The 25594-nt window shown below is 64.0% G+C and carries 22 protein-coding genes; 13 read left to right on the forward strand and 9 right to left on the reverse strand.

What is annotated here, in order from left to right; translation table 11 throughout:
- Positions 1 to 12 precede the first annotated feature (12 nt).
- Genes MJ639_RS13325 through MJ639_RS13340 form a run of 4 tightly spaced genes read left to right on the forward strand, consistent with a single transcriptional unit; the run spans position 13 to position 3960 of the window.
- Entirely contained in the window at positions 13 to 1119 is a 1107-nt protein-coding gene (locus MJ639_RS13325) for an ABC transporter permease (protein ID WP_423790796.1), read from the forward strand.
- A 5-nt stretch (positions 1120 to 1124) separates the two neighbouring features.
- Positions 1125 to 1925, forward strand: a complete 801-nt coding sequence (locus tag MJ639_RS13330; RefSeq protein WP_243373575.1) for an ABC transporter ATP-binding protein — start codon at positions 1125 to 1127, stop codon at positions 1923 to 1925.
- 9 nt (positions 1926 to 1934) lie between these two features.
- The gene (locus MJ639_RS13335; protein ID WP_243373577.1) at positions 1935 to 3272 is read left to right on the forward strand and encodes an MlaD family protein; all 1338 of its coding nucleotides are present in this window, start codon (positions 1935 to 1937) and stop codon (positions 3270 to 3272) included.
- 25 nt (positions 3273 to 3297) lie between these two features.
- On the forward strand, positions 3298 to 3960 hold the full coding sequence (locus tag MJ639_RS13340; RefSeq protein WP_243373579.1) for an ABC-type transport auxiliary lipoprotein family protein: 663 nt from the start codon (positions 3298 to 3300) through the stop codon (positions 3958 to 3960).
- A gap of 410 nt (positions 3961 to 4370) precedes the next feature.
- Here the strand turns inward: MJ639_RS13340 and MJ639_RS13345 are convergent, their stop codons facing one another.
- Together MJ639_RS13345 and MJ639_RS13350 are read right to left on the reverse strand one after the other, a co-directional pair.
- Positions 4371 to 4877, reverse strand: a complete 507-nt coding sequence (locus tag MJ639_RS13345) for a MepB family protein (protein ID WP_243373581.1) — start codon at positions 4875 to 4877, stop codon at positions 4371 to 4373.
- A 120-nt stretch (positions 4878 to 4997) separates the two neighbouring features.
- Positions 4998 to 9680 carry an apolipoprotein A1/A4/E family protein gene (locus MJ639_RS13350; protein ID WP_243373583.1) on the reverse strand — a complete coding sequence of 1561 codons (4683 nt, stop codon included), beginning with the start codon at positions 9678 to 9680 and terminating at the stop codon, positions 4998 to 5000.
- Positions 9681 to 9999: 319 nt separating this feature from the next.
- Here MJ639_RS13350 and MJ639_RS13355 point away from each other — a divergent pair, with 319 nt between their 5' ends.
- Both MJ639_RS13355 and MJ639_RS13360 read left to right on the forward strand, forming a co-directional pair.
- Positions 10000 to 10320: a 2Fe-2S iron-sulfur cluster-binding protein gene (locus MJ639_RS13355; protein WP_243373585.1), complete on the forward strand. Its 321-nt coding sequence runs from the start codon at positions 10000 to 10002 to the stop codon at positions 10318 to 10320.
- Between the two features lie 15 nt (positions 10321 to 10335).
- The gene (locus tag MJ639_RS13360; RefSeq protein WP_243373597.1) at positions 10336 to 10761 is read left to right on the forward strand and encodes a universal stress protein; all 426 of its coding nucleotides are present in this window, start codon (positions 10336 to 10338) and stop codon (positions 10759 to 10761) included.
- Positions 10762 to 10770: 9 nt separating this feature from the next.
- Here MJ639_RS13360 and MJ639_RS13365 read toward each other — a convergent pair whose 3' ends face one another.
- The 6 genes from MJ639_RS13365 to MJ639_RS13390 form a co-directional block, all read right to left on the reverse strand.
- On the reverse strand, positions 10771 to 11340 hold the full coding sequence (locus MJ639_RS13365) for an NUDIX domain-containing protein (RefSeq protein ID WP_243373600.1): 570 nt from the start codon (positions 11338 to 11340) through the stop codon (positions 10771 to 10773).
- A 4-nt stretch (positions 11341 to 11344) separates the two neighbouring features.
- Positions 11345 to 11914 carry a PNPOx family protein gene (locus MJ639_RS13370; protein WP_243373602.1) on the reverse strand — a complete coding sequence of 190 codons (570 nt, stop codon included), beginning with the start codon at positions 11912 to 11914 and terminating at the stop codon, positions 11345 to 11347.
- 4 nt (positions 11915 to 11918) lie between these two features.
- Positions 11919 to 13094, reverse strand: a complete 1176-nt coding sequence (locus MJ639_RS13375; protein ID WP_243373604.1) for a vWA domain-containing protein — start codon at positions 13092 to 13094, stop codon at positions 11919 to 11921.
- 4 nt (positions 13095 to 13098) lie between these two features.
- On the reverse strand, positions 13099 to 14889 hold the full coding sequence (locus tag MJ639_RS13380) for a cation:proton antiporter domain-containing protein (RefSeq protein ID WP_243373607.1): 1791 nt from the start codon (positions 14887 to 14889) through the stop codon (positions 13099 to 13101).
- A 222-nt stretch (positions 14890 to 15111) separates the two neighbouring features.
- Positions 15112 to 16401: a cystathionine gamma-synthase family protein gene (locus tag MJ639_RS13385; protein WP_243373609.1), complete on the reverse strand. Its 1290-nt coding sequence runs from the start codon at positions 16399 to 16401 to the stop codon at positions 15112 to 15114.
- A 45-nt stretch (positions 16402 to 16446) separates the two neighbouring features.
- The gene (locus tag MJ639_RS13390) at positions 16447 to 17292 is read right to left on the reverse strand and encodes a COG3904 family protein (RefSeq protein WP_243373619.1); all 846 of its coding nucleotides are present in this window, start codon (positions 17290 to 17292) and stop codon (positions 16447 to 16449) included.
- Between the two features lie 137 nt (positions 17293 to 17429).
- On the opposite strand from MJ639_RS13390, the gene MJ639_RS13395 reads away from it, so the two are divergent.
- Positions 17430 to 18275 (forward strand): AAA family ATPase, encoded by an 846-nt coding sequence (locus MJ639_RS13395; RefSeq protein WP_243373621.1) that lies wholly within the window; start codon positions 17430 to 17432, stop codon positions 18273 to 18275.
- Entirely contained in the window at positions 18275 to 18799 is a 525-nt protein-coding gene (locus tag MJ639_RS13400; RefSeq protein ID WP_243373623.1) for a SixA phosphatase family protein, read from the forward strand. The genes MJ639_RS13395 and MJ639_RS13400 overlap by 1 nt, the downstream gene beginning before the upstream one ends.
- Here MJ639_RS13400 and MJ639_RS13405 read toward each other — a convergent pair.
- A complete protein-coding gene (locus tag MJ639_RS13405; RefSeq protein ID WP_243373625.1) occupies positions 18796 to 19311 on the reverse strand; it encodes a GNAT family N-acetyltransferase in 516 nt (171 codons plus the stop codon). The genes MJ639_RS13400 and MJ639_RS13405 overlap by 4 nt on opposite strands.
- Before the next feature lie 126 nt (positions 19312 to 19437).
- On the opposite strand from MJ639_RS13405, the gene MJ639_RS13410 reads away from it, so the two are divergent.
- The 5 genes from MJ639_RS13410 (at position 19438) to MJ639_RS13430 (ending at position 25475) form a co-directional block, all read left to right on the forward strand.
- Positions 19438 to 20445, forward strand: a complete 1008-nt coding sequence (locus tag MJ639_RS13410) for a hypothetical protein (RefSeq protein ID WP_243373627.1) — start codon at positions 19438 to 19440, stop codon at positions 20443 to 20445.
- 66 nt (positions 20446 to 20511) lie between these two features.
- The gene (locus MJ639_RS13415) at positions 20512 to 21960 is read left to right on the forward strand and encodes a YcjX family GTP-binding protein (RefSeq protein WP_243373629.1); all 1449 of its coding nucleotides are present in this window, start codon (positions 20512 to 20514) and stop codon (positions 21958 to 21960) included.
- Positions 21957 to 22943: a YcjF family protein gene (locus tag MJ639_RS13420; protein WP_243373631.1), complete on the forward strand. Its 987-nt coding sequence runs from the start codon at positions 21957 to 21959 to the stop codon at positions 22941 to 22943. Before MJ639_RS13415 ends, MJ639_RS13420 begins: the two co-directional genes overlap by 4 nt.
- A gap of 128 nt (positions 22944 to 23071) precedes the next feature.
- Entirely contained in the window at positions 23072 to 24445 is a 1374-nt protein-coding gene (locus MJ639_RS13425) for an MBOAT family O-acyltransferase (RefSeq protein ID WP_243373633.1), read from the forward strand.
- Positions 24420 to 25475, forward strand: a complete 1056-nt coding sequence (locus tag MJ639_RS13430; protein WP_243373662.1) for a hypothetical protein — start codon at positions 24420 to 24422, stop codon at positions 25473 to 25475. Before MJ639_RS13425 ends, MJ639_RS13430 begins: the two co-directional genes overlap by 26 nt.
- Positions 25476 to 25594: the final 119 nt, after the last annotated feature.

Consider the following 25594-nt stretch of genomic DNA (forward strand, 5'->3'; position numbering starts at 1 on the left):
CCGCAGCTTCGAATCGAGCGCGCCGGAAACAAGGTCACAGCCGTGCTGGCTGGTCCGTGGACCGCCGAGCATGCGCGCACGGTTGAGGCCTTGACCTCCGAGATCGCGGAGCAGGCCGACCGGGGCCACCTCATCATCGATCTTTCGGGAGTGCAACGCCTCGATACCCTGGGCGCCTGGGTGCTCGACCGGACACGGCATGAGCTCGGCGAGAAGGGACTGGCGTCCGATTTCGTCAACGCCACCCAGGAGCAGCATATCCTTCTCAATGAGGTCGCCTATCGCGGCTTCCAGGAGAAGCCGAAGGCGAAGCCCTCCCGATTCGTCGATTTCCTCGTCGATGTGGGCGAGACCGTCGCCGGCGCCGGCAGCGATCTCGTGCGCGGCGTGGCCTTCCTGGGCGAGTTGGTTGCGGCCTTCATCCGGGTGGTCACCCATCCCCGGCGGTTCCGGGGCACGGCGGTCATCAACCAGCTGGAGCAGATCGCCTATCGCGGCGTGCCGATCATCGTGCTCATCTCGTTCCTGGTCGGTGCTATCGTGGCCCAGCAGGGCATTTTCCAGCTCGTCAAATTCGGCGCCACGCCCTTCGTGGTCGACCTCATCGGCATCCTGGTGATGCGCGAACTGGGCGTGCTGCTCACCTCGATCATGGTGGCGGGCCGCTCGGGCTCGGCGTTTACCGCCGAAATCGGCTCCATGAAGATGCGCGAGGAGATCGATGCGCTGCGCGTCATGGGGCTCGATCCCATCGAAGTGCTGATCCTGCCGCGCATTCTCGCCCTCATCATCGGCCTGCCGCTTTTGACCTTCATCGCGTCCATCGCGGCCCTGATGGGCGGCGGCGTCACCGCCTGGATTTACGGCGACATCAGCCCCGATGTGTTCCTGACACGCCTGCGGGCGTCCATCGGCTTCAACACCTTCATGGTCGGCCTCATCAAGGCGCCCTTCATGGCCATGGTGATTGGCATCATCGCCACGCTGGAAGGTCTGGCGGTGCAGGGTTCCGCCGAGTCCCTGGGCCGGCACGTGACCTCCTCGGTGGTGAAGGCCATCTTCATGGTCATTGTGCTCGACGGCCTGTTTGCCATGTTCTTCGCGGCCATTAGGTATTGATCCCGATGCTCGAACGCCGCCATCCCGCTCCCGCTAAAGATCGCGAAGTGATCATCCGCGTCCGCGACGTCGAGGTCGGCTTCGGCGAGAAGACCATACTCAAGGGCCTCGATCTCGATGTGTATCGCGGCGAGATCCTCGGCTTCGTCGGCGCTTCGGGTCAGGGCAAGTCGGTGCTCACCCGCGCCATCCTCGGTCTCGTTCCCAAGCGCGCGGGCACCATCGAGGTGCTGGGCCAGAACCTCGACGATCTGTCACCCTCCGAGCGCCGCATGATGGAGCGGCATTGGGGCGTGCTGTTCCAGCAGGGCGCGCTGTTCTCGGCGCTCACCGTGAAGCAGAACGTCCAGGTGCCGATGCGCGAGCACCTGAACCTCTCCGAGCGGCTTCTCGACGAACTCGCCATGCTCAAGATCGAGATGGTGGGCCTGAAGCCCGATGCGGCGGACAAGCTGCCCTCCGAGCTCTCCGGCGGCATGATCAAGCGCGCGGCTCTGGCGCGGGCTCTCGCCCTCGACCCGGATATCGTCTTCCTCGACGAGCCGACCTCGGGTCTCGACCCCATCGGCGCGGGCGATTTCGACGAGCTGATTGCGACATTGCAGCGGACTTTGGGGCTTACCGTATTCATGGTAACCCATGATCTCGACAGCCTTTACACGGTGTGCGACCGGATCGCGGCGCTGGGCGAGGGCAAGATTTTGGCGGAGGGGCCGATTGAGGCGATGCTGGCCTCTGATCACCCTTGGCTCCGCTCTTATTTTCATGGAAAACGGGCACGCGCGGCCATGGCCGGCGGCGCGTAAGGGCTTACGATGGAAACGCGTGCGAATTACGCTTTGATCGGCATCTTCACCCTCGCGGTGATCGCGGCGGCGTTCGGCTTCGTCTATTGGTTCTCCGGCGGAAACCGGGGCCAGGAGCGCCAATCCGTCCGCGTCGTGTTCTCCGGTTCCGTCTCCGGCATGTCGCAAGGCTCGACCGTGTCCTTCAACGGTCTGCGCGTGGGCGAGGTGACCGATATCAGCCTGCTGCCCGAGGATCCGCGCCGCGTGGTGGCGATCATCCAGGTCGGCCGCGACATTCCGATCCGCGCCGATACCCGCGCCCGCCTCGAATACCAGGGCCTCACGGGTGTTGCGAATATCGGCCTCTCGGGCGGCGAGCCGGGCGCTCCTCCGTTGGTGGCCGGCCCCGGCCAGCCCATGCCGACGATCTTCGCCGACCGTTCCGATTTCCAGGATCTCATCGAGACCGCCCGCAACATCGCCCGCCGGGCCGATGACGTGCTGGAGCGCGTGGGCCGGGTCGTGGCGGACAACGAGGGTTCCATCAACCGCACGGTCCAGAACGTGGAGCGCTTCTCACAGGCGCTCGGCGAGAACGCGGAGGGCATCGACCGCTTCCTGGCCCAGATCGGGCAGGCGGCGGAGAAGGTCGGCCCGCTCGCCGAAAAGCTCGAGACGCTCGCCACCAACGTCGACGAGGTCGTCCGGGCGGTCGAGCCGCAGCGCGTGTCCCGCATCGTCGAGAATGTCGACAACTTCACCCAGACCGTGGGCGAGAACCGTGAGGCGGTGGGCGAGATCCTGCGCGATACGGCCGGTCTCGTCGCTCGCCTCAACGAGACGGCTCCCAAGCTCGATGCCGCCGTGTCCGAGATCGCGAACCTCACCAAGGCCGTCGATCCGAACAAGGTGAGAAGCACGGTCGACAACGTCCAGAACTTCACCGACACCCTGAATCGCCGCAGTCCGGATATCGACAAGGCGATTCAGGAAGCCCGCTCAATCACCGAGAAGCTCAACAAGTCCGCCGACCGGATCGACGGCGTCCTGGCGGGGGCCGAGAAGTTCCTCGGCTCGGCCTCGGGCGAGGCGGGCAAGGGCGCCTTCGACGAGATCAGGGCCGCCGCCGTCTCCGTGCGCGAGCTGGCCGACGACCTCAACCGCCGCACCAGCGGCATCGAGGGGGTCTTGTCAGGCGTCGGTCGCTTCACAGATTCAGGGCTTCGGGAATACGAGGCACTGGCCGTCGAAGGTCGGAAGACGCTGGGGGATATCAGCCGCGCGGTGCGCAGCATCGAGCGTAATCCACAGCAGTTTCTTTTCGGTAGCCAACCCAATCTCCCCCAATACAATGGACGCCGTTAAGTAAACTCGTATGCGTGGATCATCCGTGTCTCCTTCCCCGACCTCCCGGCCGCTCAAGCGCCTGATGCCCGTCGTGCTTCTGGCGGCGCTTGCCGGCGCCTGCTCGTCGGGTCCGGCACCGACCACGTATGACCTCTCCGCGCCCACAGCCCCCGTTCGGCGCGCTTCCGGCGTCCAGGTGCTCGTGAACGAGCCCGCCGCCATCCAGACCCTCGCCACCCAGCAGATCCTGGTGAAGGATACGGGCGGCTCGGTCTCCTTCGTCGGAGGAGGGCAGTGGGCCGATAACCTGCCGCGCCTGGTCCAGACGCGCCTGATCAACACCTTCGAGAACGCCTCTCAGCTGCGCGGCGTCTCGCGTCCCAGCAGCGGCGCGGTGGCCGACGTCCAGCTCATCTCGGAGCTGCGCCGCTTCGAGGTGGAAACGCCGTCCAACGAGGCGGTGGTCGAGATTTCGGTGAAGATCGTCAGCGACCAGACCGGCCGCATCGCGAGCGGTCGCATCTTCCGCGCCCGCACGCCGGTGGCCTCCGTGGATGCGGCGAACGCCGCCCGCGCCCTCGACGAGACGCTCTCCGTCGTGATGCTCGACATCGTCCGCTGGGTTAGCGGCAGCCCACTGCCTCGTCGCGAGGAGCCGGGCGAGATCAGCAGTCAGGTTCCGGTGACGGACAAGGCGCCGACTTAAGGCGTGTTGGTCCCATCCAGATTGATCGTTCAAGGCTCCGACCGGATCGGAGCCTTTTGTTTATGTGGCGGCCAGAAGACACGACGGTCCCTCTGTGTTGCAGGGAGGGGGCGATCGGGCGTGGGTTCAAACAAGTGAGGCTCTGATTACCTCTCCCGGGCGGGAGAGGTCGACGCGCTTCAGCGCGGCGGGTGAGGGGGGTGAGACCTTTCCGGAAAGACCTGTCACCCCTCACCCGGACCTGATGGTCCGACCTCTCCCTTAGGGAGAGGTAATGCACCGTGGCGGCCCTCGCGTGTTCTGAATGACGCGTACGCTGTGACTTTGCGACTCCCACCCTTAATCCCTCTCTGCAAGGGAGAGAACTCATACCAAACAAAGAACGCAGCCCTGAAGCTGTTCAGTATTCGTCACGACGCCAGCCCATAAAGCTTTCGCGCCCTGACCTCATCCAAGCTCGCATCATCTATCTTCAAGAAATACGCGCTCTGCCAATCCTGCGTCCGCTGTGCCTGACGGCTCTCGGGTTCATCCCACGGCGGATAAACGCGGATGCCTCGTTTCCCGCCTTTGCCCTGATCCGAGACGATATCCTTTTCACGCAGCGCCGACTTCGGAAAAACAAACTGTCCGAAATGCTCTCCGCTTCGGCAGCTGACGACGAGAAAGTCGAACGCATCGGATGTATCGAACGGCTGGATCGGGCCGTTGCCGATGCGCTTCCAGCAAGTGACAAACTGCCCGATCTTCGTGGGTGTAATCTTTGAGGCCCGAAACACAACCGAGCGTTCGCCGAGGTCGAAGCGGCACGCGCCATATTCGGCGCTTTCAGGCTCCACTTGCATCGCGGAGCATTCGAGTCCGAGCGATGCATAGACGCGATCTGCAGCAGCCAGAAAATCCGGATGAACTTTCATACTGGATTGATCCAAGGCGCTTCCTTTCGACGCTTGCGGTGAGCCCTGACATCAACCGGCTCAACAAAAAACGCGGCCTTGAAGGCCGCGTTTTCGTGTGTCGTTTAATCGAAGCCGATCTTACTCGAAGCGACCGCTCGCATGGGCCAGCATGGTGTAGACCTTGCCGGTTTCCGAGGTGAGGTAGGTCTTCGTCAGCGTGGAGTCGCGGTCGTCACGGGAGACTTCCGAGAGCAGGCGCTCGAACTCGTCCACGTAGCGGTCGACTGTCTGACGGAACTCCTCGTCGCGACGATACTTGCGACGGATTTCCTCGAAGGTCTGCTGGCCCTGCGCTGTGTAGAGGCGACGGCTGAAGACGTTGCTCTCACCGCGGCGGTAACGCTCCCACAGGTCCACGGCCGCATCGTGATCGATCATGCGGGCGATATCGACCGAGATCGAGTCGAGCGAGTCGAGGCTGTTGGTGCGGCCACCACGGGCGGGAGCACGAACCGCTTCTTCTTCGTCATCACGCGAGGCGCGGGTCAGGAGGTCCGAGAGCCAGCCGCCACGAGCGCCACCGGCGTCACGGGCGGGAGCGGTCTCTTCGCGGCGCGGAGCGGCGCGCTCCACCGGAGCCGGAGCCTGACGGACAGGCGCAGGAGCCGGAGCGGGAGCCGGACGCGGCTCGGGCTGACGGGCAACCACAGGGGCCGGAGCCGGGGCAGGGGACGCGATGCGCTGCTCGACGGCGGCGGCAACGGCGGCCATGGTCGCGGCGACCGGGGTCTCGTTCACCGCAGCGCGGCGGGGCTGAGCGGCGGGGGCCGCATCGACCACGCGGTTGGAGCGCGAGACCAGAGCGGAAAGCTCGTTGAGAGCCTTGATCTGGTCGGCGACCACACGGCGCATGTTGGCCGTGGTCTCCTGCGTTTCCTGCGGCAGCTCGACGACACCGCGGCGGAGTTCGGCGCGGGTCGTTTCCAGCTCGCGCTGGATTTGGCCGGTCATGCCGCGCAGTTCGCCCATGGTGTCACGGAACTTCGCGGTGGCGCTGCTGAGCGCTTCCGCCATTTCAGCGGCAGCCTGCTCGTAGGTCGAGCGGAGGGCAGCGGCGGTGCGCTCGCTTTCCACGCTGGTAGTGGCGCGGATGCGCTCGAACTGCTCGCCGACCGCATGCGTGGTCGTCTCGGCGGCGCCGGCAAGGACGGAGCCGATCTGACGCGCCTTGTTCTCGGCGCTCTGGAGCGAGCCTTCCACGAGGGTGGTGAAGGAGCGGGTGACGGATTCGAGATCCTGCGAGCGCTCCTCGATGCGGCCGAGGAGTTCGTCCAGGGCGCTCTGGCGGCTGGCCAGGGCCTCGGTCATGCGGCTCTCGACACGCTCCAGGGCGGAGGCCGCCTGGGTGAGGGTGTTGATCTGCTCGTAGGTGGTCTCGGTCAGGCCGCGAGCGCGGTCTTCCAGGGTGTGAGCGAGGTCCATGGCCTGCTGGATCGCGCCCGAAGAGACGCTGCGTAGGGCATCGACCTGATCGGCCACCTGATCGGAAGCGCGGTTGGCCTGTGCGGCGATCTCCGACAGAAGCGTCTCGATCTGCTGCACGCGGCCGCCCAGGCCGTCCTCGACGGCGCCCAGGTTGTTGCCGGCGGAGGCCGCCACCTGCTGCAGGGTGCGGCTGGCATCCTGCAGGCGGCCGAGCACGTCGGCGAATTCGCCACGCAGACGCTCGTTGGTGCCGAGCAGGGTCTCGACCGTGCGCTCCGTGCCGGCGTCGATGGCGACGCGCATGGCTTCCGTCGACTGCATGTAGGAGGAGGTGAGCTCCATCGTGCGGTCCTGAAGCGAGGACAGCATGGTCTGGCTGCGCTCCTCGAGGGCACGCAGGGTGCTCTCGGTGATGGTCTCGACTTCGCGGCCGATCACTTCGCTACGGTTGCCGAGCGTCTCGATGAGCGAGTTGCCCTGCGTGTCGAAGATCGAGCGGATCTCGCCGATGCGGCTGTTGAGCGAGGAAACGACGGCCGAGCCGCGCTCGTCGATGGCTTCCACGACACCGCCGAGGCGGTTGACCACGCGATCCTCGAACTGGGTCACGCGCTGATCGAGCGTGGAGGCCAGCTCTTCCGTGCGGTTGCCGAGGGTCGAGGCGATCGCGTCCACATGGCCGCCGAGAGTCTGGTTGATCTCGAAGGCGCGGGCGCCGAGCGTCTCGGCGATCTCGTCGGCGCGGTCGCCGAGGATCTGGTTGATCGTGTTGATGCGGTTCTCCAGCGTCTCGGTGATCTCGCCGGCGCGGGTGCCGAGGATTTCGTTGATGCTGGTGGCGCGGGAATCCAGCGCTTCGCTGATCTGCTCCGCCTTGGAGGAGAGGGTGTCTGCGATGGTGCTGGTCTTGGCGGTGATCGCCTGGCTGATCTCGTCCACGCGGGCCTGAAGGGCGCTGGCCACGTCGCGGCCGCCTTCGGCCATCACGCGGGCCATCTCACCGGTGCGCACGACGAGCGCCTCGTTGAGGGCCGTGGAGCGGGCGCTGAGAACGCCGTCCACGCGCTCGACGATGGTGTCGAAGTTCGCGGTGATCTCGGTGGTGCGACGCGTGGCGTGCTCCTCGAGCGCGGTGAGCTGGGTCTCGATGGCGGAGGTGGCTTCGCGAGCACGCTCGGCGAAGGCTTCCGACATGGTGCGGCCCTGCACGGTGATGAGACGGTCCATCTCCTCGAAGCGGCCGCTGATCGTTTCCGTCAGGCTGCCCACCTCGGTGGAGATGCGGTCGGCGAGTTCGCCGCCACGGCCCATGACGCCCTCGAAGGCTTCGAGGCGCGAGCCGAGAGTCTCTTCCATCTCGCGGGTGCGGGTGTCGACGGTGGTGGTGAGCGTCTCTGCCGTGCGGTTGAGAACTTCGTTGACGCGCGCGCCCTGGGTGGCGATGGCGAGAACGATATCCTTGCCGGTGCCGGCGAGGCGGGTCTGGGTTTCGTCCGCGTGACGGGTGAGCGTCTCGGAGAAGTCCTCGATCTTGGAGCCCATGAGGTAGGACAGGCGCTCGCCGACCTGCGACAGGTTGCTTTCGAGAGCCTGGCCCTGAACCGTGACGGTCTCGCTGACGCGCTGGCTGGCGGTTTCGAGGCGGATGGCGAGATCCTCGACGCGGCTGCCGATGGATTCATCGGCCATGCGCACGGCGCCTTCGAGATGCTCGCGCACTTCGTTGCCGCGAACGGTGATCTGGCTGCCCACTTCGGAAGCCGTCATGGCGAGGTGCTCGCGGAACTCGTTGCCGCGAGTGATGATGTCGTTGACCACATCCGAGCCGGTGGTGGCGAGCTGCTCGCGCAGGGCCGTGCCACGGTTCATGAGCTCTTCGCTCACGGAGAGGCCGGCCGAAGCGATCTGGTCGCGCATCTCGGCGGTGCGGGCGGAAATGTCGTCGGCAATGACGCCGCCGGTGGCCGCGAGCTTCTCGGTGATTTCGCTGCCGCGCAGGGCGAAGCTTTCTTCCAGGCTCTTGGCGGTCTGCTCGAAGGCTTCGCGCACGTCGCTGCCCTGCTGGGCGAGGGCGTCGATGACGCCGCGGCCGGTTTCGGCCAGCGTGCGGGTGACCTGGCTTGCGCCTTCCTGCAGGTGGCGGGTGAGAACGTCGCCGGTGCGCTCGAAGGCGCCCGTGATGTCCTGCGCCTTGCTTTCGAGCGCGGTGGTGATCGTGGTGCCCACATCGGCGATGCCGGACTTGATGTCCTCGCTGGCGCCCGAGAGACGCTCCACGAGTTCGACGCCACGGCTTGCCATCTCTTCGACGACACGCTCGCCGGCGCGGCCGAGCGCCTGGGTGATCTGGTCGCCCTGGTTCTCGAGGGAGCCGGTGACCTTGTCGCCTGCGCTGCCGACGGCGGTGACGACGCGCTCGCTGGCGACGTCGAGGTCCGCGATCAGGTTCTGGTGAGCACCGGTGATGGCGCCGCGCACGCGCTCCGAATTGGAAACGATCGCCTCACGCTGGGCGATGAGCTCGTCGATGAGGGAGCGGATGCGGATTTCGTTGTCGGAATAGGCGCGCTCGAGTGTGGAGATCTCGCTGCGCACGAGGGTTTCCAGCTCGCCGGCACGGGCCAGCGCGCGTTCCACACCATCGCCCACGGCAGCCACTTCGCGGCGAACGGCCTGGGAGACGGAGAGAACGGCGTCGGTCGAGAAGTTCTCGGGCTGAGCCAGACGCACGGCCACTTCGCCGACGGCGCGGGCCACCATCTTCATCTCGGCCGAGCGGACGGTCAGCATCGCGGCGATGAAGAACAGGAAGAGCGGTGCGACAGTTGCAAGAGCGCCGAGGGCAAGCTGCGAGGTCGAGAAGGTGGCCAGCAGCTGCTGGGGCTCAACGATGCCCTGCGAATACAGGAAATAGCCGATGCCGCCGAGCCAGAGCAGGGAGGCGAGGGTGGCGAACACATAGGAGCGGCGCGAGGGGCGAACCTGGAGAGCCTGCAGCATCACGCCGATATTCTGGCGGTCGTCGTTGGCGACGGTATTGCGATCGGGCGCGACGAAGCCGGAGCGGGGCGCATCGTCCAGCTTGATGTCGCGATCGAGGTCACGCTCGTCCAAACGATCGTCGCGGCGATCGGGAAGCTCGGGGTTCAGGGCGAAGGGGCCCTTCGTGAAATCATGGTCGTCGATGTCCGGAAGCCGGGGCTCGTCGGAAGAAAGCCGGCTCTCCGTCTGATCCGGAGAGGGGATCTCGAACGTCTCATCAAGGTTGAGCGCCTGCTCGACAGCCGAAAGGGCTGCCTCCGCCGGGTCTTTAATCTTCTTCTTCTCGGTCGCCATGATCCGCCCTCGTGACGCAACTGAATGGTGGTCGAAGCAATCTGTTCCCTTGACCATCAAGGGATAAAACGCCGCCCCGACCTGTACGGAAAAACTGCTGACAGTCCTTCCGTACGGTAATCTGCTATTTACCAAGCAACTTTAGCGGCCGGTCATGTTCAAGGAAACCCGATGTCCCCTGCCACTTGCGAACGTCGTTAACGGCTCAGTAACCTGCACTACCGGGGAAAATGCGGCGAAAAGACGGCAAGCCTCGCGCTCGTCTCTCGTCATCCGGCGCGCCTTATCTTAAATATGCGCCGTCACAGAAAGGTCCGCAATGATCAAGATTACGTTCATCGATGCCGAGGGGACTGCCCGTACCGTGGATGCCGAGGAGGGGGCGACCGTCATGGAAACCGCCATCCGCAACGGCATTCCGGGGATCGAGGCCGAATGCGGCGGCGCCTGCTCCTGCGCGACCTGCCATGTCTATGTCGATGAGGAATGGGAGGCCGCGACCGGCCAGCCCCAGCCCATGGAGGAGGACATGCTGGACTTCGCCTTCGATGTGCGCCCCAATTCCCGCTTGTCGTGCCAGATCCGGGTTCGCCCGGAACTCGATGGCCTCGTCGTCCGCACCCCCATCCGCCAGGGCTGAACCGGAGAAAGACCCATGTTCAAGACGATCCTCGTTCCCGTCGATCTCGGTGAAATCGGTGCGGCCCAGCCCGCCCTCGACAAGGCGGTGGAGCTCGCCAGCGCCTCCGAGGGCAGTGTCCGCCTCATCTATGTGCGCGCCATCGTGCCCGTGACCTACATGGAATTCATGCCCCCGGCCTTCGACCAGGAGCAGCAGGACGAGGCTGAGAAGAAGCTCGCCAAGCTCGCGGCGCAAGTGAAGCTGCCCGCAGAGCGCGTCTCCGCCGTGGTGCGCTTGGGCTCCGTCTATAACGACGTGCTGGACGAGGCCGAGAAGACCGGCGCGGATCTCATCGTCATCGGCTCGCACCGTCCGAGCATGGCGAGCTATCTCCTGGGCTCGAACGCCTCCACCATCGTGCGCCACGCGAAATGCTCGGTGCTGGTGGTGAGGGCGTAACGCTCTCGATCAGATAAGCTTCTTCAGCCTGAGCATCCCGAAGGAGGCGACGGTTCCCGCGTCACGGATCGTGCCGTTCAGGATCATCGTCTCCACTTCGGACAGCGGAAAAGCCTTGGTCACGAGGTCCTGTTCCTCGTGCTCCAAACGGCGGCGGCCCGGCTTGAGGTCCGTCGCCAGGAAGATGCGGTAGCTCTGCGTCACGGTGCCGTAGAGCGGGTAGAGCTGTCCCACTTCCTGGATGTCGCCGGCGAGCAGGCCCGTTTCCTCTTCCAACTCGCCACGCGCCAGATCGCGCGGATCGGCGTCGGGCTGTTCTTCCCATGAGCCTTGCGGAAACTCCCACTGCCTCTGGCCGATGGGATAGCGGTATTGCTGCACCAGATGGACGATGCCGTCCTGGATCGGGACAATGATGACGAAGTCGGATTTGTCCACGACGCCATAGATGCCGAGCGAGCCGTCCTTGCGGCGGATCCGATCCTCGCGGACCTTCATCCACTTGTTCTCGTAGACAATCCGGCTGCCGAGCGTGGTGATGTCAGGCTCTTCCAAATCCTGAAGCGCATCGCTTGCCATAAGGTCAGCCTGCTTTCGGCATCAGCTCTTCAGGGAGCGCGTTCGACCTGAAGAAGCGCGGCTTGTTGAGGCGCACCATCGGCTCGATCTGCCAGACGCCGACAATCGCGAGCAGCGCACCGATCAGGGCCACGCCGGTGGACCCCATGTTGAGCGCTTGCCAGATCAGATAAGCCATCAGCAGCAGCGACAGGATCGCAACGACCGTCGTCGAGAACCACAGCCAATACGGCTTTCCGGCAATGAAGCGGGCTTCCGGGTTCGCTGCTGCGATGGCATCGCACAGGGATTGCGCGAAGGATCGATATTCCGCCGTCAGCTGCTCCGCCTCGATCATGCTTCGCCAGCTGAGCGAGCTGAAGGTAAAGTTCTTGCCGTCCTTCAGCGTCACTTTCGTGCGAAACGATTTCTGGCCGACGCGGCCCGGCTCGTAGGTCATGCGGACAGTCTCGACCGCACCGAGGCGCACCTCGTGCACCTTGCGGCCGGAATCCACGGTGAGCCGGTCGCCATCGAGCGCAAAGCTGATCGGCCCGCCCACCGGGCGGGGGCTATGGGTATAGGTCTTTGTCATGGGGTCAACGTACCAGCTCGCGCATGGCGTGGTCTATGCCTTCCAGCGTCAGCGGATGCATGCGCTCTGAAAAGAGCTGGCGCATGAGGGTCACGGACTGGGTGTATTTCCAGTGGTTTTCAGGAACGGGATTGAGCCATACGGCTTTCGGAAAATGATCGAGGATGCGTTTGATCCAGACGCCGCCCGCTTCCTCGTTCCAATGCTCAACCGAGCCGCCGGGATGGGTGATCTCGTAAGGGCTCATGGAGGCATCGCCCACGAAGACCACGCGATAATCCGATGGATATGTGCGGATCACGTCGAGAGTATCGATCTTCTCGTCGAAGCGTCGGCGGTTTTCCTTCCACAGATGCTCGTAGACGCAGTTGTGGAAATAGAAATGCTCGAAGTGCTTGAACTCGAGGCGCGCCGCCGAGAACAACTCTTCCGCTGCCTGGATATGCCAATCCATCGAGCCGCCCACATCGAGGAAAAGCAGCACCTTCACCGCGTTGCGACGCTCGGGCCGCAGGCGCACATCGAGATAGCCTTTGTGCGCGGTCTCGTGAATCGTCTCGTCGAGATCGAGTTCTTCCGGCGCACCGCTCCGCGCGAAGCGGCGCAATCTGCGCAGCGCGATGCGCATGTTGCGCACACCGAGTTCGACATTGTCGTCGAAATCCTTGAACTCGCGCTTGTCCCACACCTTCACGGCGCGGAAATTGCGGTTCTTGTCCTGGCCGATGCGGATACCTTCGGGATTGTAGCCATAAGCGCCGTAAGGCGAGATGCCTGCGGTGCCGATCCACTTGTTGCCGCCCTGGTGTCGCCCCTTCTGTTCTTCGAGGCGCTTCTTCAAATTCTCCCAAAGCTTGTCCCAGCCCATGGCCTCGATCTGCCGCTTCTCTTCTTCAGTGAGATAGCGCTCCGCGAGCTTCTTCAGCCATTCCTCGGGGATCTCTTCCTGGCCGAGCGCGTGACTTAGATTTTCGAGGCCTTTGAACACATGCGCGAAGACCTGATCGAACTTGTCGAAATGGCGTTCGTCCTTCACCAGGCAGGTGCGCGAGAGATAGTAGAATTCCTCCACGCTCTTGTCGGCGAGATCCTCGTCGAGGGCTTCGATCAGGGAGAGATATTCCCTGAGAGAGACGGGGACCTTGGCCGCGCGCAGCTCCGTGAAGAAGGTGAGGAACATGGCGTCATTTCCCCACCGTGCGCCTTGCGCGGAATTCGGTTCTCTCGGGCTTCTTGTTGTTCTTGCGCAGGATCGTGCGGAACTCGTCGCGCCGCTCGTGGATCGAGGCGATCACGAGGCCCATGGGCACGCCGATATCGGCGAGAACCGCCTCGCTCAATTGCAGCGAGGCCTCGATGGTTTCAGGCACCGCATCATCGACTCCCAGCTCATAGAGCCGCGTTGCATGTTTCGCGTCGCGGGCGCGGGACACGATGGTGATGTCGGGCCGTTCCTGCCGGGCTGCCGCCACCACTGCTTCGATGGCGCTCGGCGTGTCGAGGGTGATGACGAGCGCGCGGGCCTGCTCGATGCCGCAGGCGTGCAGGAAAGCGGGATGCGAGCCGTCGCCGAAATAGACCGGCTTGCCGCTCTTGCGCTGCTCGGCCACGCGATCCGGGTCCATGTCGACGGCGAGATAGGGCACGTTGTGACGCTGGAGCATGTCCGACACGAGCTGACCCACGCGGCCATACCCGGCGATGATGATGCGCCCGGCTTCTTCAGGCGGCGGAGGCTCCACGGGTTCCGCGTTCAAGGGGGCCTGCCTTTCGAGCTGGCGGCTCAGGCGGCGGCCGAAACGAGCGAGAAAGGGAATGGCCACCATGGTGAGCGTGGTGACGAGCAGCAGGTTCTTGCCGATCTCGTAGGGCACCAGACCCGCCGTCATGGCGGTACCGATGATGACGAGGGCGAACTCGCCGCCCGGCCCCAGCAGCATGCCCGTTTCTGCGGCTTCCGGCGCGCTGAGGCCGAAGGGGCGCGCGAGCCAGAAGATGATGACGCTCTTGATGGCGATGAGGAAAGTCGCAACAGCCAGGATCGTCACCGGCGCTTCGAGAAAGCGCGCGAGATCGAGGTTCATGCCCACCGACACGAAGAACACGCCGAGCAGCAGGCCCTTGAAGGGCTGGATCGTCGTATCGACGGCGCGGCGATATTCCGTCTCGGAAAGAAGAATGCCCGCGATGAAAGCGCCGAGCGCCATGGACAATCCGCTCACGGCGGCGATCAGGCTGGTGACGATCACCACGAGCAGGCAGGCCGCCATGAAGATCTCGGGGCTCTTCGTGGCGGAGACCATCTTGAAGAAGGGTCGGAGCACGATGCGCCCGAGCCCGACAATGATCGCGAGTGCAATGGCCGCCTGACCCAGGGCAATTCCGAAGGAGAGCATGCTCACTTCAGGCTGGCGCGTATCGAGGGCGGCGATCGTGAACAGGATCGGCGCGACCGCGAGATCCTGGAAGAGCAGGGCGGAGAAGCTCGCGCGCCCCGCCGCCGAGCTGAGGCGTTTCTGCTCGGCTAGCACGGGCAGCACGATGGCCGTGGAGGAAAGCGCGAGCGCGATGCCGATGACCGCTGCGGCGGCGAGGGAGCTCACGGCCTTGTAGGCGAAGAGACCCAGGGCTAGGGTGCAGAGCACGACCTGCAGCGTGCCGAACCCGAAAACCTGGCGGCGCAGCACGCGCAGGCGCTGCCATGACAGCTCGATGCCGATGGTGAAGAGCAGGAACACCACGCCGAACTCGGCGAGCCGCGATGTGCCCTCGGGATTCGAGAAGGTGAGCCAGTCGATCCAGGGATAATCGGGCATCAGGCGGCCAAGGCCGTAAGGGCCAAGCAATGCGCCGACGCCCAGAAATCCGAGAACCGGGCTGACTTTCAGCTTATGGAAGAGGGGGACGACGACGCCTGCCGTTGCCAGAAAAAGAATGGGTTCCTGATACGCGTGCAGGTCAATCGAGGTCGTCATCTGTTCTTTCCGTTCGCACGCATTGTGTTTCTACGGCGAACAGGAGTGCAAGGGTAAATTCCGCTCAAGCTATGAAGCCGAGGCATGGCTTGTGAAAGGTGTGGCTCAGGAGCGTCATCCCGGGGCTGCGGAGCAGAACCCGGGATCGTTCGACGAGAATAGCGCCTTGTCCTGCGCACGATCCCGGATCGGCTGACGCCGTCCGGGATGACGCCGTTTGGATCAGCCCAGCGTCGCCAGGGCCTGCGACAGATCGGCCACCAGATCATCCGGGTGCTCGATGCCGATGGAGACGCGGATGGTGGCGTCGGTGACGCCGAGGCGGTCGCGGGTTTCCTTCGGCACGCCGGAATGGGTGGTGGAGGCCGGATGCGAGATGAGGGATTCCGTGCCGCCCAGGCTTACCGCCAGCTTGAAGACCTGGAGGGCGTTCAGGACCTTGAAGGCTTCCGGCTCGCCGCCCTTCACGTCGAAGGAGAAGGTGGAGCCGGGAGCATCGCTCTGCGCCTTGTAGACTTCGGCAGCGCGCGAGCCCTCAACCAGATAGTCGAGGTGGTGAACCTTCACGACGCTCGGGTGCTCGTTCAGGAACTTGGCCACGATCTCCGCATTGCGGTTCGCCGCCGACATACGCAGCGCCAGGGTTTCCAATGAGCGGCCGAGCATCCAGCAGGAATGCGGGTCGAGCTGGGTGCCGATGGCCGAGCGCAGCAGGCGCACAGACTTCATCAGCTCCTTGGAGCCCAAGGCCGCGCCGGCGATCAGGTCCGAATGGCCGCCCACATATTTCGTCAGCGAATAGACCGAGACGTCAGCGCCGTGCTTCAGCGGCTTCTGGAAGAGCGGGCCGAGCAGGGTGTTGTCGCAGACGATGACCGGGCGCTGGCCGCCCTGAGCTTGCGCGATCTCCTCCGAGATGGTGCGGATGAGCGCCACGTCTACCAGGGTGTTGAGCGGGTTCGAGGGCGACTCGATCATGACGACCGCGACACGCCCCTTGGCTTGAGCCTCCTTGGCAGCCTGGCGGATGCCCGCTCCGTCGACGCCGTCGCCGAAGCCCACGGCATGGATGCCGAAATTGGCGAGTGTCTTGGCGATGAGCGTCTCCGTGCCGCCATAGAGGGGCTGCGAGTGGAGAATCACGTCGCCCGGGCGAGCGAAGGCCAGGATCGTGGTGGCAATGGCCGACATGCCCGAGGAGAAGAGGAGACCGGCCTCGGCTTCCTCGAAGATGGCGAGGCGATCCTCGACGATCTCGGAATTGGGGTGGTTGAAGCGGGAATAGACGAGGCCCGCGGCTTCGCCCTTCGGCGGCTCCTTGCGGCCTGCCACGTAATCGAAGAATTCCTTGCCGTGCTCGGCGCTGTTGAACACGAAGGTCGAGGTCAGGAAGACCGGCGGCTTCACGGCGCCTTCCGACAGGGTCGGATCGTAGCCGTAGCCCAGCATAAGGGTCTCGGGCTTCAGCTTGTGATTGCCGATTCGGTCTTTGTGATAACGATTAGAAGCCATTGGCTCTTGTCCTCCCTAGTTTGTTATAGGGCTCCTTCGAGCCGATCAGAGAGCGGAAGGCAAGGCCTCTGTTGCGAGCCGATGGGCCGTGTTGGCATTCGAGGGTAGTTTGTCCTGTCCCGGGGTTGGTTTGCCCGGGATGGGTTGGGTAACCGGCAGGAAAAGGATGGGCCTGCGCCTGTCGGCTGGCGTGCTGAGCTTGGAATCGATCGTTACCAGATTCCATAAGCTCCGATCTTTCGGCGTGATCCAGGTGATGCTGCTGTAAGGTGTTTCCAGCAGCGGGATCGCGATCCGCAAATCGATGCCCATCATTTGAAAGTATTTGAGATGAAGGGCGACCTGTTTTTGAACGATTGCGACCCCTTCCTCATCCATGAGCTGGGGCTTGCTGTTTTTCTTCTTGCCATCGCCGGACTCGCTGTCTAAGGGGGCCCACCGATGAATGCCGAGCTTCGAGCCCTGGGGCATGCTTCGCGTCACGCCGCCCGCGTAGGCAAGAACGCAGGCTGAAGCGCAGTTTGCCGGGTCGATCTCGATCTCGCCGTTGCGGATAGATGCGCGGCCTACGATCGTGTTGACCTTCAGCGTGCGCATGACCAGGCCCAGCTCGATGGCGCTCTTGATCGTGCCGCCATTGGAGTCGAACACGAAATAGATGTTCTTCTTGAAGCGCTCCTTCCAGACGAAGTTGCGGTACTCGTCCATCGTCTTTTTAGTGAATTCGCCTTTTGCCTGCACCACGCTGCAATCCGGGCATATCGATGAGACATCCAGGCGCGTGAATGTCATGTCGCCCTTATTCGTAGGGTCGATTTGCTGCGCCTGGGCAGTTGCGGCGGCAAAAATCAGGATCAGGGCAGCGAGAAAGGCTGGCAGAGGCTTGGACATCGGGTCATCTCGAACGATCTGCTCTTATGCTTGCCGATTCAGCGGGAAATTGAAAGGGAGTAACATTTTTTGAGGAGCGGCTTGTCTCCGGCCCTTCCATTCCGCATCTTCTCGCTGAACGAGCAGAGGATGAGCGGATGCGCTTTACTGGAACCGAGAGCTATGTGGCGACCGAGGACCTGACGGTGGCCGTGAATGCGGCGATCACCCTGGAGCGCCCGCTTCTGGTCAAGGGCGAGCCCGGCACCGGCAAGTCCGTTCTGGCCGAGGAGATCGCCAAGAGCCTGAACGCCCCGCTTCTGACCTGGCACATCAAGTCCACCACCAAGGCCCAGCAGGGGCTTTATGAATACGATGCGGTCTCGCGCCTTCGCGACAGCCAGCTCGGCGATACGCGCGTGTCGGACATCAAGAACTATATCAAGCGCGGCAAGCTGTGGGAGGCGTTTGCGTCCGATGTGCGGCCCGTGTTGCTGATCGACGAGATCGACAAGGCCGATATCGAGTTCCCGAACGATCTCCTGCTCGAGCTCGATCGCATGGAATTCTTCGTCTACGAGACGGGCGAGACGGTGAAGGCGAAGCAGCGCCCCATCGTCATCATCACCTCGAACAACGAGAAGGAATTGCCGGACGCGTTTCTGCGCCGCTGCTTCTTTCACTACATCAAGTTCCCTGATGCGGACACGATGGGCCGCATCGTCGAGGTGCATTATCCGGGCATCAAGCATCGGCTGGTGGAGGAAGCGCTCAAGATCTTCTTCGACGTGCGCGATGTTCCCGGCCTGCGCAAGAAGCCCTCGACGTCCGAACTGCTCGATTGGCTGAAGCTTCTTCTCTCCGAGGATATCGGGTCCGAGCAATTGCGCGAGCGCGATACCCGCAAGCTCATCCCGCCGCTGCACGGCGCGCTGCTCAAGAACGAGCAGGATGTGAGCCTGTTCGAAAAACTCGCCTTCATCGCCAGGAGGGAAGGGCGCTGATGCTCCGTCTTCTTCTTCTCCGTCACGCCAAGGCCGCCTGGCCCGCCGGGGTTCTCGACGTGGATCGTCCCCTTGCCCCGCGCGGGCAGGAGGCGTCCGTCACGATGGGCAACTACATCAAGAGCGAGGTTCTTGCGCCCGATCTCGCGCTCGTTTCCCCCGCGCGCCGCACGCAGGAAACCTGGGAGATCGTGCATCCGATCATCGGCGATGTTCCGATCCGCAATGATGGGCGCATCTACGAGGCTCCCGTCTCGCGTTTGCTCACTGTGTTGCAGGAGGTCGAGGCTGAAGCGCGTACGGTGCTGATGATCGGCCACAATCCCGGCTTCGAGGATCTCGCGAGCCTTCTCATCGGCGAGGGCGACATGGACGGCATCATGCGGCTCGGGCGCAAGTATCCTACCGCCGGTCTCGCCGTAATCGATTTTCCGCATGAACGTTGGTCGGAGGTGAAGCGCAAGTCCGGGCGGCTGGAGCGCTTCGTGACGCCGAAATCGCTCGGCGCGGGCGAGGACGATTAAGCGTTCTCGAATTCGATGAACAGCAATTCCTCGTCGTAGAAAACATCGCCGATGCGAAGCGCCTTGCGCTCGATGCCGTAGGGCTTGAAGCCGAGCGCGTGATAGGTGCGCCGCGCGCTGTCGTTCGACAGTCCCACCGCCGCTTCGAGAATGATCACATGCTGTGACGCACGCTCGATGACACGCTGGACGAGCTCTCTGCCGAGGCCATTTCCGCGCCATTCGGCCTGCACATAGACGCCCCACATCAAACCCTTGTGCAAGGCTTTCTTCCGGTCATAGACCGCAAAGCCTGCCATGCCGACGAGCCTGCCATCCGCGAAAGCCCCGAAGATCGCGTTCGGGCCTGATGCGGGGATGCGGGCGCGAACCGTCTCGAGGGATTGCGGCGCCTCTTCCTCATAGCTTGACCCGAAAGCCTCTGGGTTCGCGCGAAGCGCTTCGAGCCTCAGGTCGCGATAGGATTGGGCATCCGATGGTTCGAGTGTGCGGATCAGAAGTTTGGCGGTCATGAGATATTCGTGGCGTGGGCGTCCGTCACGGTCAAGGTCGATGACGTGTGAACATATCCGCCTTGCCATCGTTTCTCCCGAAATCATCTCGACACTATCAGACAGTCGCGGGGACTTTTCTTCATCATGCTGCTTGAGACGCTTCTTGCGCTGAGCCTTGCCTCGCGCGTCTTGGTGTCGGACGTTCCCGATCTCGCGGTCGGGATGCCCACGCTGCAGGCGCGCTACGAGCCGCAGAGCCGCGAGGTCACGAACTGGCGCTCCGAGGCCGTCGATGCCCTGGAGCCGAAGACGGTCGTGACGCTGGCTGCCCTCTTCAAGGCCGAGCGGCCCTTCGTGACGCGCTGCGTGAAGCTCAATAATTACTGGTGCATCAAGAGCGCCCGCTGGAACGGGGAACTCGCCACCGATGGCGAGGGACATGTGGGCTTTGCTTCCGCCGATCACGGGGCCGATGCGGCGGCCCTGCTGCTGAAGCGCTACTACCTCGACTACAAGCGCAAATCCGCCCTCGACATCGTGCGCCGCTGGGCGCCGCCCGAATGCGGGATCGCCACCGGCATCGGCGGCATCGCGGCGCTCGCCGTGCGCGGAATCGGCGGCACGGTGCGCGCGCAATATCTCGCCTCGCGCCGCAAGGGAGGCGTGGTGCGCTATACGGCAAAAAGCGGTCCCGGCGGCAAGCCAGGACGCGTGTCCCTGTCCATTTCCCTGACCCCGAAGACGCCGCAATACCGGGTGCCCAGCATCGCGGCTGGCATGGGCGAGAAGCCGAAACCCGCAAAGCCCCAGCCTCTCGTCGCCCAGAAGGCCAAACCGAAGCGCGAGCCCGCGACCACGGCATCCACCACTGCCAAACCGCAGGTGGCTTCGCTCTGCGGCTCCGACGAGCAGCGCCTGCGCAATTATGTGAGCCGCATGGTGGCGGAGCTGGGCCTCGGCCCCGACGACGACCTGAAACTTTTCGATGCGGATGGCAGGCCCCAGCCGAACCTTGCCCCCGTGATGCTCGCCATGTCCTCCTTCGAGCTGGGGACGTTGCGGGCGACCCCCGATCTGGTGGAGGCCGCCATCGAGCGAGCGAGCGCCAAGATCGAGGCTGCCCTCAATCCGGACCGTCCGCAGGAACACTGAGCCGCCTTGCGCGATAGGACTTCAAGCCCCACCTTTCAGCTTGGCTTGAGAGAATAGGTTCATCGCGTGTCCGTCATTACCGATCTTGCCTCCCGCGCCGGGTCTGCCGCGCAATCGCTCTGGGAGGCCTCCGGCCAGCTCGTCCAACCCTCGCTGCGCCTTGGCGTTACCGGTCTCGCCCGATCCGGCAAGACCGTGTTCACGAGCGCGCTCGTCCATCACCTGACCAGGGGTACGAACCTTCCCGCCTTCCGAGCCTCGGCCGAGGGGCGCATCCGACGCGCGCACCTTGCCCACCAGCCCGACGATGCGGTGCCGCGCTTTCCTTACGAGGAGCACATGGCGGCGCTGACAGAAGATCGCCGCTGGCCGCAATCCACGAGCCGGATCAGCGAGTTGCGGGTGGATATTGAATATGAGCGCAAAGCCGGATGGCGCTCCGGCCCGGCCTCGCTTGCCCTCGACATCGTGGATTATCCCGGCGAATGGCTGCTCGATCTGGCGCTGCTCGATGCCTCTTACGCCGACTGGTCCCGCCAGACGGTGGAAGCCAGCCGCAGGCGCGACCGTGCGGCTGTCGCGGGTCGCTGGCATGAAACCTTGAAGGCGCTCGATCCCGCAGGCGCCTCCGATGAGGTTCTGGCGGCGAAAGCCAGCGAAGCCTTCAAGGATTACCTGACCGCCCTGCGCGCCGGTGCGGAGGCCGTGGCTACCACGCCACCAGGGCGCTTCCTCATGCCCGGTGATCTCGCGGGCTCGCCTGCGCTCACCTTCGCGCCGCTCGATTTGGCCAATGGCCAGCTCATCGCGCCGGGCAGCTTCGCGGCCCTCATGGAGCGCCGCTTCGAGGCTTATAAGACCCACGTCGTAAAACCCTTCTTCCGCGATCATTTCCAGCGCATCGACCGGCAGATCGTGCTCGTGGACGTGCTCGCCGCCATTGATGCGGGGCCCGCCGCCTTGGCCGAACTGGAAGAGGCCCTCGACCAGGTGCTCATGGCGTTCCGCATCGGGCGCAACACCCTGTTCTCGCGCCTGTTCTCGCCCCGCGCCGACCGGGTGCTGTTCGCGGCGACGAAGGCGGATCACATCCACCACACCGACCATGACCGGCTCGATGCGGTCCTGCGCCATCTCGTGAACCGCGCCACGCGCCGCACGGAAGCGGCGGGGGCGCGGGTCGGCACCGTGGCGCTCGCCTCTGTCCGCGCCACGCGGGAGACCACGATCCGCGAAGGCCGCGAGACCCTGCGCGCGGTGGCGGGCGTTCCCGAAGCCGGTGAGCGGGTTGGGGATGAGATCTTCGACGGCGAGACGGAAGCCGCGATCTTTCCGGGCGAGCTGCCGGAATCGGCGGAGGCCATTTTCCATGGGGCCATCGAGCCCGGCTCGTTCCGCTTCCCGCGCTTCAGGCCGCCGAAGCTGCCTGTTGATGCGGCGGGCCGCATGGCGAAGATGCCCCATATCCGCCTCGACCGCGCCCTTGAATTCCTGCTGGGGGACCGTTTCGCATGAGCCGCCAACCTCGCGCCTTCCGCCTCGACGATCCCAACGTGACCGGCGGTGCCGTTCAGGTCACGGAAGAGCCTTTCGACGCCATCGAGGCGGCGGATGGGGTCGTCGTACTCATGGGCGAGCGGCGGCGCGCGCCCTGGATGGGCATTCTGCTCTCTGCGCTCTCGGGTCTTCTGTTCTTAGGGCTGGGCCTCGCCCTCGAAAACCTGATCGTCGACCTTTATGCAGTTGCCCCCTGGCTCGGCTGGGTGGCCCTGGCGCTTGCCGTGCTTGCCGCCTTCGCCTTTCTCGCCATCATCGGACGGGAGGTTTTGGGGATCTGGCGGGAGCAGAAAATCGAAAGGCTGCGCGAAGCCGCCATCGATGCGCTCGCCGTGAAGGATCACAAGGCGGCCAAGGGCATCGTTGCCGATCTCGTCGCCCTCTATGGCGGCCGAAGCGCCGCCGCCCAGGGCAGCGCCCGGCTGAAAAAACTGACGGACGAGATCATCGACGCGGATGACCGCCTCGCCATTGCCGAGCGCGAGCTGCTTGCGCCCCTCGATGCGCAGGCCAAGCGTGCGATTGCCGCTGCCGCCAAGCAGGTCTCGCTGGTCACGGCGGTGAGCCCGCGCGCCATCGTGGACGTGGCCTTCGTGATCTTCGCCGCCGTGCGGCTGCTGCGCACTCTTGCGCGCATCTATGGCGGCCGCCCCGGTCTTTTCGGTTTCCTGAGGCTCGCCAAGGCGGCGCTGAATCATCTCGCCATCACGGGCGGCGTGGCGGTGGGCGACAGCCTCATGCAGCAGGTTCTGGGCCTAGGCCTCGCGGCGCGGATCTCCGCGAAGCTCGGGGAGGGGGTGCTGAACGGGCTCATGACGGCCCGATTCGGTCTTGCCGCACTCTCCGTCTGCCGCCCGCTGCCCTTCATCCGCGAAGAAACACCGAAGATCGGGGATGTAGCCGGCGAGCTGATCAGCCGCGCGGAAGCTGCGGCGACATGATGACATCTTCATGAGACGGCGCGGCATGAATTACTGTTACGAATATTGACGTTCTATTTTCATTCATCAATAAGCGCCGCAACACGGGCAAAATAGCATAGAGCCCTATCCGGCAAATTGCGGTCGCAATGCTTTTCAATTCCTTCATCTTCCTGCTGGCCTTCCTCCCGGCCGCGCTGGTCCTCCATTGGCTCACTGACCGCTTCAAGCCGGAGTGGCGTCTGTCGGTGCTCCTGCTGCTGTCTTTGTTCTTTTACGGCTACTGGGACTGGCGTTTCACGCCTCTGCTGGTGGCTTCCATCGCCATCAACTGGCTCATCGCCCAGGCCTTCATGCGTTCCGGTCGCGATGTGCTGATCCCGCTGGCCATCACCGCCAACCTGCTCGTGCTGGCGGTCTTCAAGTACTTCAATTTCTTTGCCGATCTCGTCTCGCTCGTGCCGGGCTTGCAGGCGCCCCATTACGATATCGCGCTCCCGCTCGGCATTTCCTTCTTCACGTTCCATCACATCATGTACCTGACGGATCTGAAGAAGGGGAATGCGCCCCGTTACGATCTGGTCCGCTACGGCCTCTACATCACCTTCTTTCCGCAGGTTCTCGCCGGTCCGCTCGTGCGCTGGAGCGAGATCATGCATCAGTTCGAAGAGCGCCCCTCGCTTCGTCCCGATGCTGCGGAGCGCTTCGCGCGCGGGCTGATGCAGCTGACCCTCGGCCTTGCGAAGAAGGTCTTTCTCGGCGACCCCCTGGCGGCATACGTCAACCCGATCTTCCAGGCTGCCGCTGCCGGCAATGCCGTGACCATGGGCGAGGCCTGGCAGGCTTCGCTCGGATTCACGTTCCAGATCTATTTCGACTTCTCCGGCTATACCGACATGGCGCTCGGTCTCGCGCTCATGTTCGGAATTTTGCTGCCGCAGAACTTCGATGTGCCTTACCGCTCGGTCTCGCTTCAGGATTTCTGGCGGCGCTGGCACATGACCCTGTCGCGCTTCCTGCGCGACTATCTCTACATCGCCATGGGCGGCAATCGGAGAGGCCTTGCCCTCCAGCTCGTGGCCCTCTTCGCCACCATGACCCTCGGCGGGCTCTGGCATGGCGCGGGCCTGACCTTCGTGGCCTGGGGCGCGGCTCATGGCCTGGCCCTTGGGGCAGGCGTTCTCTGGCGCAAGGCAGGGCTCTCCATGCCCCGTCCGCTCGGCTGGGCCCTGACCTTCGTCTTCGTCATGCTCACCTGGGTGCTGTTCCGCGCCACGAGCTTCGATGCAGCCATGAGGATTTATGAGGGGCTGATCGGCCTCGGCGCGCCCGGCTTCGCCTTCAAGTGGAGAACCATCCTCATTGCGGCCCTGATCGCCACTTTAGGGCCGACGACCTGGGCTCTCGTGCACCGCCTGCCTCCCTATCGCTGGATTGCCGCCGCCTTCGCGCTCGTCCTCGTGATCATTCTTTTCAAGATTGGAGATGATGCCAATTATGAGTTCATCTATTTCCAATTCTAAGAATGTGCTTCCGAAAGCAGGAACTTGGCGAGGTTTTGCCACCGCTCTTGTGGCGACGGCTGCGGCCGTCACGGTGGCCATCTTGGCCTTGATCTACGCCATCGATCCCTATGACAGCGGCCGTTCCATCCTCTCCTCGGAGCCGGGCGTGAGGCCTCAGGGGCCCCGCACCGCGAATGCCAGCCGTGGGCGTGATCCTGCCTTCGATGCTGCGATCTTCGGGAATTCCCGAATTCAGCTCATCTCGCCGGAACGGTTGTCGAAAGCGACCGGGCTCGCCTTCGTCCAGCTCTCCGTGCCGGGATCGGGACCGAAGGAACACCTCACCCTGATCGATTGGTTCCTCCGGCACCGGAAAGAGCCGCCGAAGGCCCTGGTGGTCAGCATCGACGAGACGTGGTGCACGTCCGATCCGGAACTGACGAACGAGCAGCCGTTCCCGTTCTGGCTCTACAGCAGCAATCCCCTCGAATATGCCGGGGGGCTGCTGCGCTTCGACGTACTGGAGGAGGTGCCCTCGCGCCTTGCCTATCTCCTCGGCCTCGATGCGGAGCGCGCCCGGGCCGATGGATATTGGGATTATGAAGCCGAGAAGAGCGCCCAGGGTGCCGGAGCGGGCTCGGCGGCCCGCAGGGAATTGCAGCAGACGCCCTATGCCAATGCGCGGCTCTTCGAGCGCGACCCTCAGGAGGGGCGGCATGTCTTCCCCGCAGCCGCCCGGATCAAGGAGGTCGCTGCGGCTCTACCCGAGGGCGCAACCCTCGTTCTGGTGACGCCGCCTCTCTACAAGAACTCCCTGCCGCCTGCAGGCACGGAACAGGCTTTCCGCCTCCAGGCCTGCCGGGACGAGATCGTGGCTTCGGCGGTGTCCGGCCATTCGCGGACGGTTCTGGTGGATTGGCGGGTCGATCGGCCCGAGATCCGGAATCCCGCCCTGTTCTTCGATCGGGTTCACTACCGGCGGCCGATTGCCCAGGCGATGGAGGCCGATATCGTCGAGGTGATCCGGCGGTATCCGTCTCATCCTTAAGGGGTGCGGCAAATTCTGCACATGCCGGCCTTTGCCTCGTTTTCGGGCATTTCAAGGGGTCGGACGCAAATATTTAGACAAATCGATGACGTTGAAGAGCGTTGTCGCGGCCATGGCTT

Origin of the sequence: Microvirga solisilvae, assembly GCF_022808595.1 — a bacterium.
Taxonomy (GTDB): Bacteria; Pseudomonadota; Alphaproteobacteria; order Rhizobiales; family Beijerinckiaceae; genus Microvirga; species Microvirga solisilvae.

Bases quoted from the DNA above. Each gene is read 5' to 3' on its own strand.
- MJ639_RS13330 (WP_243373575.1), top strand. From the start codon at position 1,125: ATGCTCGAACGCCGCCATCCCGCTCCCGCTAAAGATCGCGAAGTGATC.
- MJ639_RS13335 (WP_243373577.1), top strand. From the start codon at position 1,935: ATGGAAACGCGTGCGAATTACGCTTTGATCGGCATCTTCACCCTCGCG.
- MJ639_RS13345 (WP_243373581.1), bottom strand. From the start codon at position 4,877: ATGAAAGTTCATCCGGATTTTCTGGCTGCTGCAGATCGCGTCTATGCA.
- MJ639_RS13350 (WP_243373583.1), bottom strand. From the start codon at position 9,680: ATGGCGACCGAGAAGAAGAAGATTAAAGACCCGGCGGAGGCAGCCCTT.
- MJ639_RS13355 (WP_243373585.1), top strand. From the start codon at position 10,000: ATGATCAAGATTACGTTCATCGATGCCGAGGGGACTGCCCGTACCGTG.
- MJ639_RS13360 (WP_243373597.1), top strand. From the start codon at position 10,336: ATGTTCAAGACGATCCTCGTTCCCGTCGATCTCGGTGAAATCGGTGCG.
- MJ639_RS13365 (WP_243373600.1), bottom strand. From the start codon at position 11,340: ATGGCAAGCGATGCGCTTCAGGATTTGGAAGAGCCTGACATCACCACG.
- MJ639_RS13370 (WP_243373602.1), bottom strand. From the start codon at position 11,914: ATGACAAAGACCTATACCCATAGCCCCCGCCCGGTGGGCGGGCCGATC.
- MJ639_RS13375 (WP_243373604.1), bottom strand. From the start codon at position 13,094: ATGTTCCTCACCTTCTTCACGGAGCTGCGCGCGGCCAAGGTCCCCGTC.
- MJ639_RS13380 (WP_243373607.1), bottom strand. From the start codon at position 14,889: ATGACGACCTCGATTGACCTGCACGCGTATCAGGAACCCATTCTTTTT.
- MJ639_RS13385 (WP_243373609.1), bottom strand. From the start codon at position 16,401: ATGGCTTCTAATCGTTATCACAAAGACCGAATCGGCAATCACAAGCTG.
- MJ639_RS13390 (WP_243373619.1), bottom strand. From the start codon at position 17,292: ATGTCCAAGCCTCTGCCAGCCTTTCTCGCTGCCCTGATCCTGATTTTT.
- MJ639_RS13395 (WP_243373621.1), top strand. From the start codon at position 17,430: ATGCGCTTTACTGGAACCGAGAGCTATGTGGCGACCGAGGACCTGACG.
- MJ639_RS13400 (WP_243373623.1), top strand. From the start codon at position 18,275: ATGCTCCGTCTTCTTCTTCTCCGTCACGCCAAGGCCGCCTGGCCCGCC.
- MJ639_RS13405 (WP_243373625.1), bottom strand. From the start codon at position 19,311: ATGACCGCCAAACTTCTGATCCGCACACTCGAACCATCGGATGCCCAA.
- MJ639_RS13410 (WP_243373627.1), top strand. From the start codon at position 19,438: ATGCTGCTTGAGACGCTTCTTGCGCTGAGCCTTGCCTCGCGCGTCTTG.
- MJ639_RS13420 (WP_243373631.1), top strand. From the start codon at position 21,957: ATGAGCCGCCAACCTCGCGCCTTCCGCCTCGACGATCCCAACGTGACC.
- MJ639_RS13425 (WP_243373633.1), top strand. From the start codon at position 23,072: ATGCTTTTCAATTCCTTCATCTTCCTGCTGGCCTTCCTCCCGGCCGCG.
- MJ639_RS13430 (WP_243373662.1), top strand. From the start codon at position 24,420: ATGAGTTCATCTATTTCCAATTCTAAGAATGTGCTTCCGAAAGCAGGA.